General features: G+C 40.0%; 11 protein-coding genes. 1 reads left to right on the plus strand and 10 read right to left on the minus strand.

What is annotated here, in order from left to right; translation table 11 throughout:
• Window positions 1-3: 3 nt before the first annotated feature.
• The 10 genes from LEP1GSC185_RS11140 to LEP1GSC185_RS11185 form a co-directional block, all read right to left on the minus strand.
• Window positions 4-432 carry an acyl-CoA thioesterase gene (locus LEP1GSC185_RS11140; protein ID WP_008589017.1) on the minus strand — a complete coding sequence of 143 codons (429 nt, stop codon included), beginning with the start codon at window positions 430-432 and terminating at the stop codon, window positions 4-6.
• A 21-nt stretch (window positions 433-453) separates the two neighbouring features.
• Window positions 454-1,173 (minus strand): hypothetical protein, encoded by a 720-nt coding sequence (locus LEP1GSC185_RS11145; RefSeq protein WP_008589270.1) that lies wholly within the window; start codon window positions 1,171-1,173, stop codon window positions 454-456.
• 53 nt (window positions 1,174-1,226) lie between these two features.
• Complete coding sequence (locus LEP1GSC185_RS11150) at window positions 1,227-2,795, minus strand: FMN-binding glutamate synthase family protein (protein WP_008588809.1); 1,569 nt, start codon at window positions 2,793-2,795, stop codon at window positions 1,227-1,229.
• 94 nt (window positions 2,796-2,889) lie between these two features.
• Window positions 2,890-3,687, minus strand: coding sequence for a UDP-2,3-diacylglucosamine diphosphatase (locus tag LEP1GSC185_RS11155; protein ID WP_008588861.1), 798 nt, complete (start codon window positions 3,685-3,687; stop codon window positions 2,890-2,892).
• A 138-nt stretch (window positions 3,688-3,825) separates the two neighbouring features.
• Window positions 3,826-5,088: a porin gene (locus tag LEP1GSC185_RS11160; RefSeq protein ID WP_008588920.1), complete on the minus strand. Its 1,263-nt coding sequence runs from the start codon at window positions 5,086-5,088 to the stop codon at window positions 3,826-3,828.
• A gap of 92 nt (window positions 5,089-5,180) precedes the next feature.
• Window positions 5,181-5,573 (minus strand): DoxX family protein, encoded by a 393-nt coding sequence (locus tag LEP1GSC185_RS11165; RefSeq protein ID WP_024864044.1) that lies wholly within the window; start codon window positions 5,571-5,573, stop codon window positions 5,181-5,183.
• A gap of 58 nt (window positions 5,574-5,631) precedes the next feature.
• Complete coding sequence (locus LEP1GSC185_RS11170) at window positions 5,632-7,566, minus strand: AMP-dependent synthetase/ligase (protein ID WP_008589118.1); 1,935 nt, start codon at window positions 7,564-7,566, stop codon at window positions 5,632-5,634.
• Window positions 7,567-7,667: 101 nt separating this feature from the next.
• The gene (locus LEP1GSC185_RS11175) at window positions 7,668-9,464 is read right to left on the minus strand and encodes a sensor domain-containing diguanylate cyclase (protein ID WP_008588980.1); all 1,797 of its coding nucleotides are present in this window, start codon (window positions 9,462-9,464) and stop codon (window positions 7,668-7,670) included.
• 130 nt (window positions 9,465-9,594) lie between these two features.
• Window positions 9,595-11,016 (minus strand): polysaccharide deacetylase family protein, encoded by a 1,422-nt coding sequence (locus tag LEP1GSC185_RS11180; RefSeq protein WP_008588841.1) that lies wholly within the window; start codon window positions 11,014-11,016, stop codon window positions 9,595-9,597.
• A gap of 181 nt (window positions 11,017-11,197) precedes the next feature.
• Window positions 11,198-11,710, minus strand: coding sequence for an LB099 family protein (locus tag LEP1GSC185_RS11185; RefSeq protein ID WP_008589274.1), 513 nt, complete (start codon window positions 11,708-11,710; stop codon window positions 11,198-11,200).
• A 495-nt stretch (window positions 11,711-12,205) separates the two neighbouring features.
• Between LEP1GSC185_RS11185 and LEP1GSC185_RS11190 the strand changes: the two genes are divergently transcribed.
• The gene (locus LEP1GSC185_RS11190; protein WP_008588956.1) at window positions 12,206-12,601 is read left to right on the plus strand and encodes a hypothetical protein; all 396 of its coding nucleotides are present in this window, start codon (window positions 12,206-12,208) and stop codon (window positions 12,599-12,601) included.
• Window positions 12,602-12,920 lie beyond the last annotated feature (319 nt).

The raw sequence follows: 12,920 nt of genomic DNA on the forward strand, positions 1-12,920 counted from the left end.
TCTTCAGAACCAGGATCTAAAAACTTCCGGAATATTACCGACTGTTCGAGTGGAATAGTCCATGAATACTAAGCCTGTTTTTGCATTACATACGATCTTGCCGTTAATAGGTCCATCTGTATGGATCATTCTATAATATAGATCGCAACCTTTTGCGCTAAAATCTCCTGCACCGATCTCTACTCTGACCTGGTCCCCAAAAAACGCTTCAGCTTTGTATTCTACTACAAGGTCGGTGAGAATGATCCCGTATCCGTTTACGTCTAATTCGGAATATCCTTTCTCTTTGAATAATCTCGCTCTAGACTCATGTAAAAGGGAGACCACTTTATCGTGAGCTAAGTGTGCCGCAAAATTCGTATCATAAATCCTGATATTTAGACTGGTGGACCAAGCCAATTTTTCGGGCAGATCCAGTTGAACTCTTGCCATTATTTATCCTTTTTGAATATACTAATCGTTATAGCCCTTTTCTTTCCGGGCCTCTTCCAATTTTCGGATCACGTCTTCCGCTTCCTGAATTTTCTCTCTTTCCTCTTCCGGCGTCATTGTCTCAGGCTGGGAAGGGAGTGTAAGATTGTCCATTTGAGTATCATCTTTTAAGAAAAAGATCCCATATGAGATCAGTCCGATAATCAGACCGAAAATAATACTGATCCTTTGCCCTGCTCCTAACCCGTAAAACAGGGTCAGAGTGACTAAGAAGGAAAAGTATATAAAGAATATCAAATATACGATTGACCCAAAAATTCCGGTAAATCCGAAAAAGATCAAAATTCCTAAGATCAAAAACGAATAGGAAAGTTTGGAACTTAGTTCTAAGCCTCTATTTGTATTAAAAGGATAAGAGAAAATTTTGGAAATTCCCCAAAGGACTCCTATTCCGACAGATAGATAGATTGTGTTAAAGAGTAGTGCATACAAGGTCCCTAAAAATAAGTCCGGCAGGATCGCTCTGGTAAGCATATTCGGAATAGATCCGCCTAAGAAAACATACTGCAATCCTAACGTCTTAAAAGAAAGATGTGCGAAAAAATATCCGATCAGGATCGGGATAGAAGTTTTAACAAAGACGGTAGAGTATCCTGGGAAAGGCGCTTTTTTTTGAAGTTCTTCCTTAGGAGAACGGATAAAGTCCCATAGACTACGGAAAAAGGATGAGATCAATTTCATTCGGGTCCCGCAAATATTTACAGGGACCCGACCTAATGCAAGCGATTTAACGATTAACCGAGTGCAGTGATATTACTCGTATAATCCATCATAGTACTGAATTTTACGGGAACTCTTTCGTATTCCAAAACTTCGGTCAGGGTCCTGAATTTATTTTGACCCGCTCCGATCTCTATATCGTTCCCTGTGAATTGCAAAGGATGCTCGTATCCGCATGCGTGAGCCACGGATAATAATTCTTTTCTAAACCCTTTGATGTAATTTGCGGCGCGTTTTGCTTTTAGCTCCACGTCCAAGCCTCCTTGCAGCCATTTGTTTTGTGTGGCTACACCGGCCGGACAATGTCCGGTATGACATTTTTGTGCTTGGATACAACCTATAGACATCATAGTTTCCCTGGCCACATGGATCAGATCGCAACCCATGGCGAATGCAACTATGGCCCTATCAGGAAAACCTAATTTTCCGCTTCCGATCCAAACCACTCTGTCCGCAATTTCGTATTTTTGAAAGATCTTATATACCCTAGCAAATCCCACCTTAAAAGGAAGGGAAACATGATCGGTGAAAGTTAAAGGCGCCGCTCCAGTTCCACCTTCTCCCCCGTCTATAGTAATGAAATCAGGTCCTTGACCTGTTTCTTTCATTCGACCTGCAAGTTCCTCCCAAAATTTAGATTCTCCCACAGCACTTTTGATGCCCACCGGAAGTCCCGAAACGGAAGCCAATTTTTCTATAAATTCGATCAGACTTTTTACATCGTCGAATTCGGTATGAGCGTTAGGTGAAATACAATCCTGTCCGGGTTTGATCCCTCTGATCTCCGCGATCTCTTTGGTCACTTTTGCTCCGGGTAAGATCCCTCCCTTTCCAGGTTTTGCGCCCTGCGAAAGTTTGATCTCTATAGCCCTTACATTTGGATTCGCGTCCAGACGTTTTAGGAATTGATCTAAGGAGAATTTACCCTTTTCATCCCTCGCACCGAAATATCCCGTGCCTAATTGCCACACAACGTCGGCGCCGAAGTTATGATAAGGAGAAAGTCCGCCTTCCCCTGTATTATGATAACAACGTGCTATCTTTGCACCTTTGTTCAGAGAAGATACCGCTCTTTCCCCCAAAGAGCCGTAAGACATAGCGGAGATATTTACTACAGAGGCCGGTCTGTATAATTTTTTCCTGTTCCTGAATTCTCCCATTACCTTGAGAGAAGGGATCATAGAACTATCTCCTTCTATAAACTTTGCTTTGCTATCGGAGAAGGGGAAGGCTGCGTGTTTGATGATAGGATAACCTGCGTCGTATAATAACTCCGTGGTACCAAAACCGAAATTATTATTTTGCATCTTTGCCGTGGCATAAACCCAGGATCTTTCCGCTCTATTAAAAGGCATTTCCTCCTTATCGTTAGCCACCCAGTATTGCCTGAGTTCCGGGCCTATCATTTCGAATAGATATCTGATATGACCGACGATAGGAAAGTTATGTTTGATCGTATGTTTTTTCTGGAATATATCGTGAATAAAAACGCATAATAAAAAAAGAAAAGCGACTCCGGACCAAAAAAGCCAAGCGTGTTCATCTATCAAGTTTAGATATTCTATAAATAGTTCTTCAAACATGCGCCGAAGTATAGCCCACAGGCAAGAAATTGCAAATTAGTTTTTAAGAATTTAAATCGGAAGCTTTGATTGTTGCGACAATATCGGAAAACAATCAAACATGTAAGACGAATTCTTTTTTGAATTCTTTTCTTGCAGTCATACGAATTCCGGAGAATTTTTTGCCGTCTTGGATTACGAAACTATTACTCTTCACCCAGTCCCCGGTATTGATGATATTCATTTTAGGGATGCATAAAAAATCATGAGTATGACCTGAGATCAAGACCTTCCTGTCTTGGTGGGTGAGCTTGGAAAGTTTCTGGTAATAATGTAATGTTTCTTCGACAGTACTCGGGTCTTGTCTGTTCAGATGTTTATGATAGAAGTTTTCGGAAAATTTGAACAAAGCCGGAAATGCAGACGCAAATACATGAAGAATTCTTAAGACTAGGATGGAGCCCATCCAGGTAAATTTATTGTATTGGCCTTGGTGGCCATGGATTGCGATCAGGGTTTCATTTTCCGCCTTCTCGCAGATAATCCAACCTCTTTCGATCAAATATAATTCTACTTTAGGGGTTAACCTCATCAGATAGGACGTGGTGTCGTGATTCCCGACGATATAATATTTTTTACCGTTCCCGGAAGAAAGTCTGTCCAGGCGCTCAAAAAGTTTGTTAAATCTTTTTTTGCCTTTTACTCTTTGTAACCTTCTATCCGCGCTAAAAAACCAATTTTCGATAATATCTCCGACCAAGTACAGATTATCGAATCTGACCTCTTTTTTGTTCAGATGGTCCAGTAATTGGAAAAGTTCTTTGTGTTTATGGGATTTTATCTTCTTGTTCAGAAGATAATGGATGTCCGAAATGAAAAACGCGTCGTAAAGTCTTCCTTTTCGAAATTTCATTTAGTAGAACGATACCTTACTTCCATAAGACGAAATCCTGTAAGATTGTCAACGGATTCGAGGCTCGGATCGCCTTTCTAAAAACTTTCCGGGATGAAAAAACGATTACATTTTTTAGAAGGGCCTTGCCTAGAACTTTTATAAAAATACTTGGATCTGGGCCCGGATCCTATGAGAACCCAAACTGTCGACATATCCTCCTTCTAAATAAGCGTAATCTGCCTGTATTTTTAAATTATGATCCTTGAGATAATAGGAAACTGCGAGGCCTCTTTCTCTGGAATAAGTTAGTTTCGGGTCCGTTTTCCCCCATGGTCTGTATTCCGAATATCTAAGCGCAACTCCCAGGTTATTTTTGAAAAGATAACCTAATTGGAAAAATCCTCCCTTTACAGATCTGGAATACTCGGTTAGGGTTCGGTTTCCGATCTCTTTTTCCATAAAAGGGGAGTTTGCTTTTCTAGTCAGATATTCTCCGGAAGCTGAGAAACCTTTCCATTGGAATAAAAACTCTGCGCCAGTATTTGTGTAATCGAATCTTGCAAATTGATAAGTGTTCCCATGAGTAGAAAGATCACGATTCGTATTTTGATTATTTGCACCTGCTACGGAGATTGCAAGTTTAGGTTTTTCAGAATGTTCCAGATCCGGTTCACCATTATCCGAAAAAACTCCCAAAGGATAATAAGTAAGTTTTCCGCTAGTCAACACTCCGCTCGAATTGGAGCTCCTATTTCTTCCTTCTCCGCCGAATACACCTGCGGAATATCCTAAACAATTCCAGCCGAATAGATTGGCAGAAGAGACTAGAATCCCCACGTCTCTGTCAAGATTCAATTCCTCGTTGGAAACAGTCCTGTCCACGAATTCTTGGAGACCATCGGAGATAAATCTTTGGCGATTATAGGGCACTTTCATTTGCCCCAGTTTTATATTTGCATTCTTAAGACTTGTATAAGATAGAGAAACATCTCTTAAAGGAACGGGTCTATCTTCTTCCATATCTAAATTAGAAAAAGATAATTGAACGTAATATTGCCAGTTTTTTCCTAAAAAATTCCCCGAGAAAACAAGTCTTGCTCTTCTCGCTTGGAATTCTAAACCTTCGGTTTGTTTTTCTCCTTCTTCTTGCTCGATGGTTTCCACGGCTCTTTCCTGGAAACGAACTCTCATGTTCAGGAAATTTTGTTTATCGGAAGTTTCGAAAGAGAGCCCTTTCCCGAATCCCATACTAGTCAATATATGTTCTTGTAATTCTTGTTGCGGGTTCGGATTCGTTTCGGAACTTTCCGTTTGGCGTTGACGGACCTTCTTCTTTTTGACCGATTTGATAGATTCCGAATTTACGGATTGGGAAAATAGAAAGAAGATAAGCGTAAAGAGAGGATAATGGACTTTCATACTTTTCTTATCTTCAAAATTGGAACCTAGGTTTAGGGTGTCGTTCCTTTTTTAAAGATAAGAATTCGAAAGAATTTTCGGAAATTCCGGAACTAGGTGGGAGGTCGATGGTCCCATTCTAGATTTAGTATAATGATACAAGCGACAAGTACGCTAACCGCTAATGCGAATAATAAACCTCCATCGTCATCCACCACTATTCCTAAAAATAAAAGATGAGATAGTACCGCTCCTATCATCAGTCCGAAACCTACTAAGGCTCCTACAAATCTAGAAGCTGGGAAAATCAAAAGTGCCGCTACAATAAACTCGACCGAACCCGTTCCGATCCTTCCCCAAGGTTCTATTCCCAAGGTGGAAAAAATTTTTACGGATTCGTCCTGTCCGGTGAATTTAAAAAATAAGGTCTGCAAAAACACAAGAGCCGAAAAAACGGAAAGTATCGTGGACAATCGATTCTTTACTGTTTGGGTCAAAACCGGCATAAAATCTCCTTTATCTTGGATTCGATCTTTTCTCAGATTCGTTACGCCGAATTCGGATTTATCTGAATAATTCATCTATTTGGTTCTTGTATTTATCCGAGACAACGTTCCTTTTTACCTTCATAGTCATGGTCAACTCGTCCCCAGGTTCGAATTTTTTAGGAAGAAGGTAAAAATTAGATACTTTTTCGAAATTTTTAAAACCGTTTTTAGAGGAGACTCTCTCTTTAATTTCTTTTTTGAACAATTCTCTAACGTCCGGATCGGAATTCGGATCGGCGATCTCTTGTAATAATTTAGACTTCCAGTCGCGTAATTGTTTGTCTAACGCCTCCCAATCGGGAACTAAAAGGGCGCTTAACGTTTTTTGGTCGTGTCCGACTATCATTGCCTGTAAGATCAACTCGCTTTGAGTAAGAGCGAATTCGATCGGTTCCGGTTCCAAATTTTCTCCGCCTAAAAGTACGATCGTATCCTTTGCCCTTCCTGCGTATTTTAGTTCTCCTTGGGCGGTCCAAAGGAGAAGGTCCCCTGAATTTAACCATCCGTCCTTCATGGTCTCGGCGGTCTTTTCAGGATCTAAATAATAACCCTGCATGATATGACCGCCTTTATGCCAGGCGATCCCTTTGACTCCAGGTTCGTGTATCTCTTCTCCCTTTTCGTCTAAGATCTTGATCTCCACACCTGGGATACATTTTCCTAGGGTTCCTACAGTGATCCTATCAAGCCTTCTTCTGGTGGAAGCGCCGCTAGTCTCTGTCATTCCGTATCCTTCTAAGATAGGAATTCCGATAGAGTTGAAAAATCTATCGATGTATTCCGGAAGCGCCCCCGCTCCGGAGATGGCAAATTTCAGTCTTCCGCCCAAACTTTTTCGTATTTTAGAAAATAGTAATTGAGCCAGGATATTAGGTACGAACCAGAAGAATGTTCCGAATAGCCCGCTCATTCTATGGAAAAATTCGCCAAAGAAAGATCTTGGTTTTAATGAGAACTCCAAACCTAAAAGCCTACTTTTATATTTGTAATAAGAATTTGCGGCTGATTGAAAACTTTTGAAAATAAATTTAGCGACCGGAGAAGCGTCCTTCAGTTTATCTTGGACCTTATTATAAAAACTTTCCCAAACCCTTGGTACGGAAAGAAGGAAAGTGGGTTTTATATCCTGCAGATCCTGTCCTAAACTAGAAATAGAAGTAAATGCTTCCGAAGCTCCTGCTCGAACGCAGGCAGTCTCGATCAATCTTTCCGCAATATGCCAAGGAGGAAGATAGGCCATGGTCCTATCTTCCGGAGTGATACGAACATCGTCCAAAGACAAAGACATATTCACGTTAAACACTATGTTGCGATGAGAAAGCATAACTCCCTTAGGGCGTCCGGTGGTCCCGGAAGTATAAACGATAGTAGCAAGATCGGATTCTTGGATGGATTCTCCTCTAGAATGAAATTCTAATTCTCCTTTTTCTTGGATCCATCTGTCCCCTAGAGAGATTAGTTCGTCTAAATGCAAAAGTTTGAACGGATGTCTTTGTTCGGAATGATGAGAGGATTCGAACAATATGACTGTTTTTAAATGAGGGAATGACGCGGAAGAAGAACTAAGTTTACGGACCACTTCCGAATTTCCCGCAAAACAAACTTCTGCCTTTGAATGGTTTAGAATATAGATCAAATCTTCTAGTGTGGAATCGGTTCCTCTAGGCACATCTACACTTCCTATATTCGTAATTCCCATACTCGCCCAGATCCAACGATGTCCCGAATCGGCGATTAATCCTACATTCTCTCCTTTTTTTACTCCGATTGAGACCAAGCCTAAGCCGATCCTGGTCACTATATCTCCGAGTTCTTTAAAGCTTACGGATTTATACGTTTTGCCATCCGGTTTAAAGAATTGAGCAGGGTGCTCCTTAAAAGCATCCATAGAAGACTTTAAGGTCCAATATAAAGTTTGAGAATTTAGAAAAGGGAGTTTAAGAGGTTCCATGCGGGGACCGATTTTAATCCCGACTAGGCCGAGGGTCCAGGAAAAATTAAATTTTCATGATTTTCCCGAATGTCTTTCTCGAACGATTGTTTCGGAAAGGATCAATGACGTATATGATTTCGACCGAATGCCTTGGAATCATATAGGTTTTTATCCGCTAATCCTAACAATTCTTGGTAAGAATGGATATCACGATCTGTATTACTGGAAACACCTATTGAAACAGTGACTCTTGTAAAGGTGCTCTCTTCATGAGGTATCCCCATATCTTCGACCGTTTGTAACATGTTCAAGGCAACTACTATGGCGCCTTCTACAGGGGTATCGGGAAGAATAACGGAGAATTCTTCTCCTCCGTATCTTGCGATCATATCGGAAGAACGATTTAAACATTCTTTTAATGCTTGGGCCACCTGGCAAAGCACTTGGTCGCCTTTTAAATGACCATAGGTATCGTTATACGCCTTGAAGAAGTCCACATCTATCATTAAAAGAGAAAGTGGTCTTTCCGTCCTTACGGATCTGTTCCATTCTCTCTCCAATTCCTGATCGAAAAATCTCCTGTTAGCCACTCCGGTCAAAGGGTCCATTAGAGAAAGTTCAAATAGTTTATCCGCTCTTTCCTTATATTCCTCTTTTTCCTTTTGGAATGTATTGATCCGATCCACAAGCCCTAAGGAAAGAAGAATAACGTTACTTAAAACGCCGATTTTTAACATTCCGGAAGCGAACTCTTCAGAGTCAAAAAGTCCTAATCTATTCAGGGAGAATATGAATACTCCAGCCAAACTGAAAATCCAGGCGCTTAAAAAAATCCTAGCCTTTCTATCTTTTCGGACACTCTGGATTAGAGAGACGATCATCAATATTAAGATCTCCAAAATAGGAAGGATCGCAGTAAAAGGCATCAGATATCTTAAAGATACAAATACGGGTAGAATGGTTAGAATGGACCAAACAATTGTTAATCCTCTGATAAATATATGTAGGATCGGGTAGGTGTCCCTGGTCTGCAGATATTCTTCGGCGAATAGTCCCAAAAATATCATTGCGATGCAGGTAGCTATGATAAAGGAAGAATTCACAAAATTAGGAGAATTAGGCACCAGGAACCAGAAACCGTATCCGGAACTCATGACCAAAAAGTAGGTCACTGCAAAAATTAAAATTACATAATATATGTAAGTTTTTTCTCGGATCCCTAAAAACAGGAAGAAGTTATAGAATACCATTACTCCTAGGGCGCCGAAATAGATCCCGTCTATGAGTAAAGAGATCCTGGAGGAACGTTCCAGATTGGACTTAGTTACCAAATGAAGAGGGAGTGTAAGGGAACCTTCCGATTTAACTCGGATGAATACTTCTATTTTTCCTTTGTCTTCTAATGTTAAAGGAAATACAAAATATCTCTCTGCGATCGGTCTTTCCTTAAAGGGAAGCATGTCTCCGGTATGGAATTCTCCCTCTCTACCTTTCGAGTCTTTCCAGTATACATCTACATAATCTATATGAGGATATTCTAAGGTAAGAAACCGTTCTTCCGAAAGGGATTCTTCCGCTTCTACGGAGAACTTAAGCCAATAAGGAGAAGGATCATAACCGAAATTCGGCATTCTATCCGTATTCTTTTTGAATTCAACTTCGGAATCTGCAGCGGATATATCTTCCCAGGTGAGAGTTCCTTCTGTGTCTTTAAAGTAGGAGATCTCTTCTCTAAGCGGGATTTTTCCTGCAGAATGGGAATCTAAACGAAGTACCGGACTCTGTCCTGCAATTGCATCTGCAAATAAAGAACAGGGGAGGGCGAGAGTGATCAATACCGCCCATAAAACAAGAGGAAGGCGATTCCGGATCCTGGATGTTTTAATTCTTTCGAATGTCTCGGAATCTTTTGGCATACCGAAAATATTCTTACCTACCTAGAGATGTCAAAAAACTTTCGCAGAAACGATAAGATTTTGACGATTCTTCTAGATAAAATATAACTTTAGAACTTCGGAAACCTAAAAATTTATCTGAAATAAACTTTTAATCGGGATCTTTTTTAAACTCTTTTCTATTTACGAATAAAAATTGAGTTTCACTTCTCTTGCCGGAAGGAGTTTTGCCCATCACCACCATCGCAGGATAAGTAGTCTTTTTGAATTCAGGAATTCTAATGATATATTCTGTGTTGGACTTCCTTTGAACGATACCTTCTTTGCCGCTGATCTTGATTACCACCGACTTAGGGTCTAGACCTTCTACTATAACAGGAAAACTATCTCCCGGTTTTACCCAAGAACCATCCAGGACACCTAGTTGGATCTTTACAGGTGGAGAAGCGCTTAGAATGGAATTGAACCTGGATTGAGACATTCCCCAAGTCACTAAGGATCTATGGATCGTATAAGCATAAGTACCTGGAACGTTTTTTCCAGGATTTACCGTAAAGGCCATTCTATAACCCGCTGCCTTGGCTTCTTCTATTACACGTACGTCGAATAATCCGAATGGATAAGCGAGATCTTGGATCTTTCTGCCCGTCTTAGCTTCCAATGTAGCTTTTGAATCTCTGAGCTGGCTTCTGATCTCCGCTCTAGACATTGCAGGCAATTTAGGATGATACACAGTATGCGATCCTATATCCAAAACTCCGCTGTCCAAAGCTTCTTTCAGTTGCGCCCAACTTAAGTAAAATTTGTATCTAGGGTTAGAGATTACAGTCGGATAAATAAAAACGGAAGCTCTCATTCCGTATTTTTTTAGCAAAGGAACTAGAACATCTTTATGAGTTATAGATCCATCATCAAATGTTAAAAGAACTGGACGAGCAGGGAAATCGGAACCTGCCTTTCCTTGCTGGTATTGATAGAATTGATCCAGACTGATTGTTTGATACCCAATGGATTTAAGATACTTGAACTGTTCTTCCAAGAGGCTAGGGTCTAAATTATATCCTCCCATCGGGTCTTGGTTCCCAACCAAATGATGATAACATAAAACAGGGATACCCTTTCCATGACCTAATTCAGCATTTCCGTTTTGGTTTTTTGTATCGTATTCGGTCTTAGGGGGAAGTTCCGAAACTCCAGGAAGAGAATTTTCATATTTTTTAGAAGCAGTCTCTTTCTCTTTAATTTCCTGCTTTTCCTTTTTGGAAACCTTGGTTTTCCCCTTTTTTCTACGTTGTACTCGTTTTGATTTATGAGAAGAGGCTTCCGCAGAAGCCACGGATTCTTCTTTTTCCTTTATCACCTTAGCTTCTATCTTAGGAGAAGGTGAAGAAGTCTTTTCCGATCTATGAGTTTCTTTTTTAGGAGTAGAAGGTTTAGGATCTTCTTCCTGTTCATTCGTTTTAGATTTACCGTCGGAACTTAAAAATTCGCGAACCGGTCCCGCGGAAAGTGCGGAAGAAGTGAGAATACTTAGAAAGAGTAGAATGGAAAAGCGGCTGATTAGTTTGTACATGGAATTGATCAGTTCCAAGATTCTCTCTGGCAGATGACGCGCAACTTTTTACTAACATAGAAGTAGAGCAAAAGGTTATAAAAATGAGAGAGAATTTGTCTTGAGGAAGGACTTTTAGGAGATTCTCTTCTGAAATTTATTGACAAAGCCCGTCTTTCGGAGGGGATCGACGGGCGAAATATTATTTTTTGCCTTTTTCCTTGATCAATCGTTTCAGAACGGACTCTGAATGATTGCTGAGTTTGATAATTGCAGCCTTGTTAGGTTTCTTTTTTTCCAGTTCTAACAGGATAGTAGAAAAACGGAACTTTCTGCGAATATGGTTCACAGCCGGAATGGAGGTTTTGAAAAGTCTAGCCAACTCGTGATCCGCATTTCCTTCCTGGTTTAGGTCGTAAAACTTGGAAAGTTTGGCATCGTCCCAAACGATTTTCTCGTCTGTCTTATAGTAATTATGGTATTCTAAACGACGACTGTTTCTTTCGTAAGAGCCTTTGTTTCTTTTCTCTCTCCAAAAAGGATGCCTATTCCTTGCATATTTTATGTCATCTATTGTATAACCGGATTTATTTAACCATTCTGTGGTAATACTTGACTTCTTGGGTCCTTCTAGTTTTGATTTTATGGAAAATTCAATGTACTGCTCTGGTGTTTTCGCAGAGAGAAGTTTCTTTTTTTCCTTTTCGTAATCCATATCCTTGCCTTGCGATTTCTAATGCACCGTTAGGTGTTATTTTATTTTTTTAGTCGATGGATAGTGTTCCTTACCTGGACCATTACCGAAACTCTTTTTCAAATTATGGCAGGAAAAAACAAAAAACTCCTTCGTCCGGTCTAGGCTATGCAAAAGAGATTCGCAAAACCTCCTTTAAAGTATACTAAGCAACTTCGAGACTCAGATGCTCTTCCAAAGTTTGTCCCTCTAAGGACTACAGGAAGCAGTTAGCATGACCTCGTTCTCATACGAAAATATCACATGATAGAAAGTTTGTGTACGATTCATTATTATTAATCGAAGTATGGAACAATTCCATTTTTCTGTCTCAGTTCCGGCGAATAACAACGTCTACCGTTCTTCTTCTTTCTAACAATTATTAGACTTTGGTTTTTCGCTTCAGAAGTAATTCTAACTTTTCGAAAAAAAGAAACCAGCAAAAATGACTTAGGGTCTTACTCAAGGTTAGTCAGCATGTTATTCAGAACTTCAAATAAAGGCAGAATTAGAGTAGTTACGGCTTATTTGTGCCTTTTTTTCTTATTCAATTTTTCCGTTAGCGCTCATGAAGAAGGACCGAATCACTCACATGCAGATCAATGTAGTGCAGACAAAGAAAAATACTGTAAGGAAAGTCCCAAAGGAAATATTCTCTCTTGCCTGAAGAAGTACGAGGAAAATCTTTCCGAGGACTGTAAAGAATTGTTACAAGAAGTCAGGGAAAAAGCAAAACAAAGACAGGAAGCCTGCAAAGAGGATAAGGAGAAATTCTGTTCCAATCGAGGAACAGCTGTTATCCGTTGTCTCCAGGAGAACAGAAATCTTTTGGGAGAAAAATGTAAATCAGCATTATTCTCCAATTCTAAGTAGGAAGTTCGAAATCTCGGCTCACTTTTCTGAGTTTGTATACAAAGGGAATTAAGTATACGGACTTTTTATGTAGGCACTTCGACAAGTCTAGTAAAGAGAGTTCTTTGTATACTGCGAGATCGTATTGTATACAACTGTAGTAACTTCTACGAACCTTTCAATTTCCTTTGTATACACAGATAGATAAGTCCTGTATACAAAAGAGAAATGCTTCTTGGGAGCAAATTTACTGAAAACTCAAAACTTATCCACACTTCCCTAACTTCCGATAATCAGCATTATGTCGCATTAGATAAAATCCTTTAGATTGGCGATTTAA

It is taken from the genome of Leptospira licerasiae serovar Varillal str. VAR 010, assembly GCF_000244755.1.
GTDB classification, from domain to species: Bacteria; Spirochaetota; Leptospiria; order Leptospirales; family Leptospiraceae; genus Leptospira_B; species Leptospira_B licerasiae.

What these genes read in the sequence shown, in the direction of transcription:
- LEP1GSC185_RS11140 (WP_008589017.1), bottom strand. Translation starts at nt 432, where the DNA reads ATGGCAAGAGTTCAACTGGATCTGCCCGAAAAATTGGCTTGGTCCACC.
- LEP1GSC185_RS11145 (WP_008589270.1), bottom strand. Translation starts at nt 1,173, where the DNA reads ATGAAATTGATCTCATCCTTTTTCCGTAGTCTATGGGACTTTATCCGT.
- LEP1GSC185_RS11150 (WP_008588809.1), bottom strand. Translation starts at nt 2,795, where the DNA reads ATGTTTGAAGAACTATTTATAGAATATCTAAACTTGATAGATGAACAC.
- LEP1GSC185_RS11155 (WP_008588861.1), bottom strand. Translation starts at nt 3,687, where the DNA reads ATGAAATTTCGAAAAGGAAGACTTTACGACGCGTTTTTCATTTCGGAC.
- LEP1GSC185_RS11160 (WP_008588920.1), bottom strand. Translation starts at nt 5,088, where the DNA reads ATGAAAGTCCATTATCCTCTCTTTACGCTTATCTTCTTTCTATTTTCC.
- LEP1GSC185_RS11165 (WP_024864044.1), bottom strand. Translation starts at nt 5,573, where the DNA reads ATGCCGGTTTTGACCCAAACAGTAAAGAATCGATTGTCCACGATACTT.
- LEP1GSC185_RS11170 (WP_008589118.1), bottom strand. Translation starts at nt 7,566, where the DNA reads ATGGAACCTCTTAAACTCCCTTTTCTAAATTCTCAAACTTTATATTGG.
- LEP1GSC185_RS11175 (WP_008588980.1), bottom strand. Translation starts at nt 9,464, where the DNA reads ATGCCAAAAGATTCCGAGACATTCGAAAGAATTAAAACATCCAGGATC.
- LEP1GSC185_RS11180 (WP_008588841.1), bottom strand. Translation starts at nt 11,016, where the DNA reads ATGTACAAACTAATCAGCCGCTTTTCCATTCTACTCTTTCTAAGTATT.
- LEP1GSC185_RS11185 (WP_008589274.1), bottom strand. Translation starts at nt 11,710, where the DNA reads ATGGATTACGAAAAGGAAAAAAAGAAACTTCTCTCTGCGAAAACACCA.
- LEP1GSC185_RS11190 (WP_008588956.1), top strand. Translation starts at nt 12,206, where the DNA reads ATGTTATTCAGAACTTCAAATAAAGGCAGAATTAGAGTAGTTACGGCT.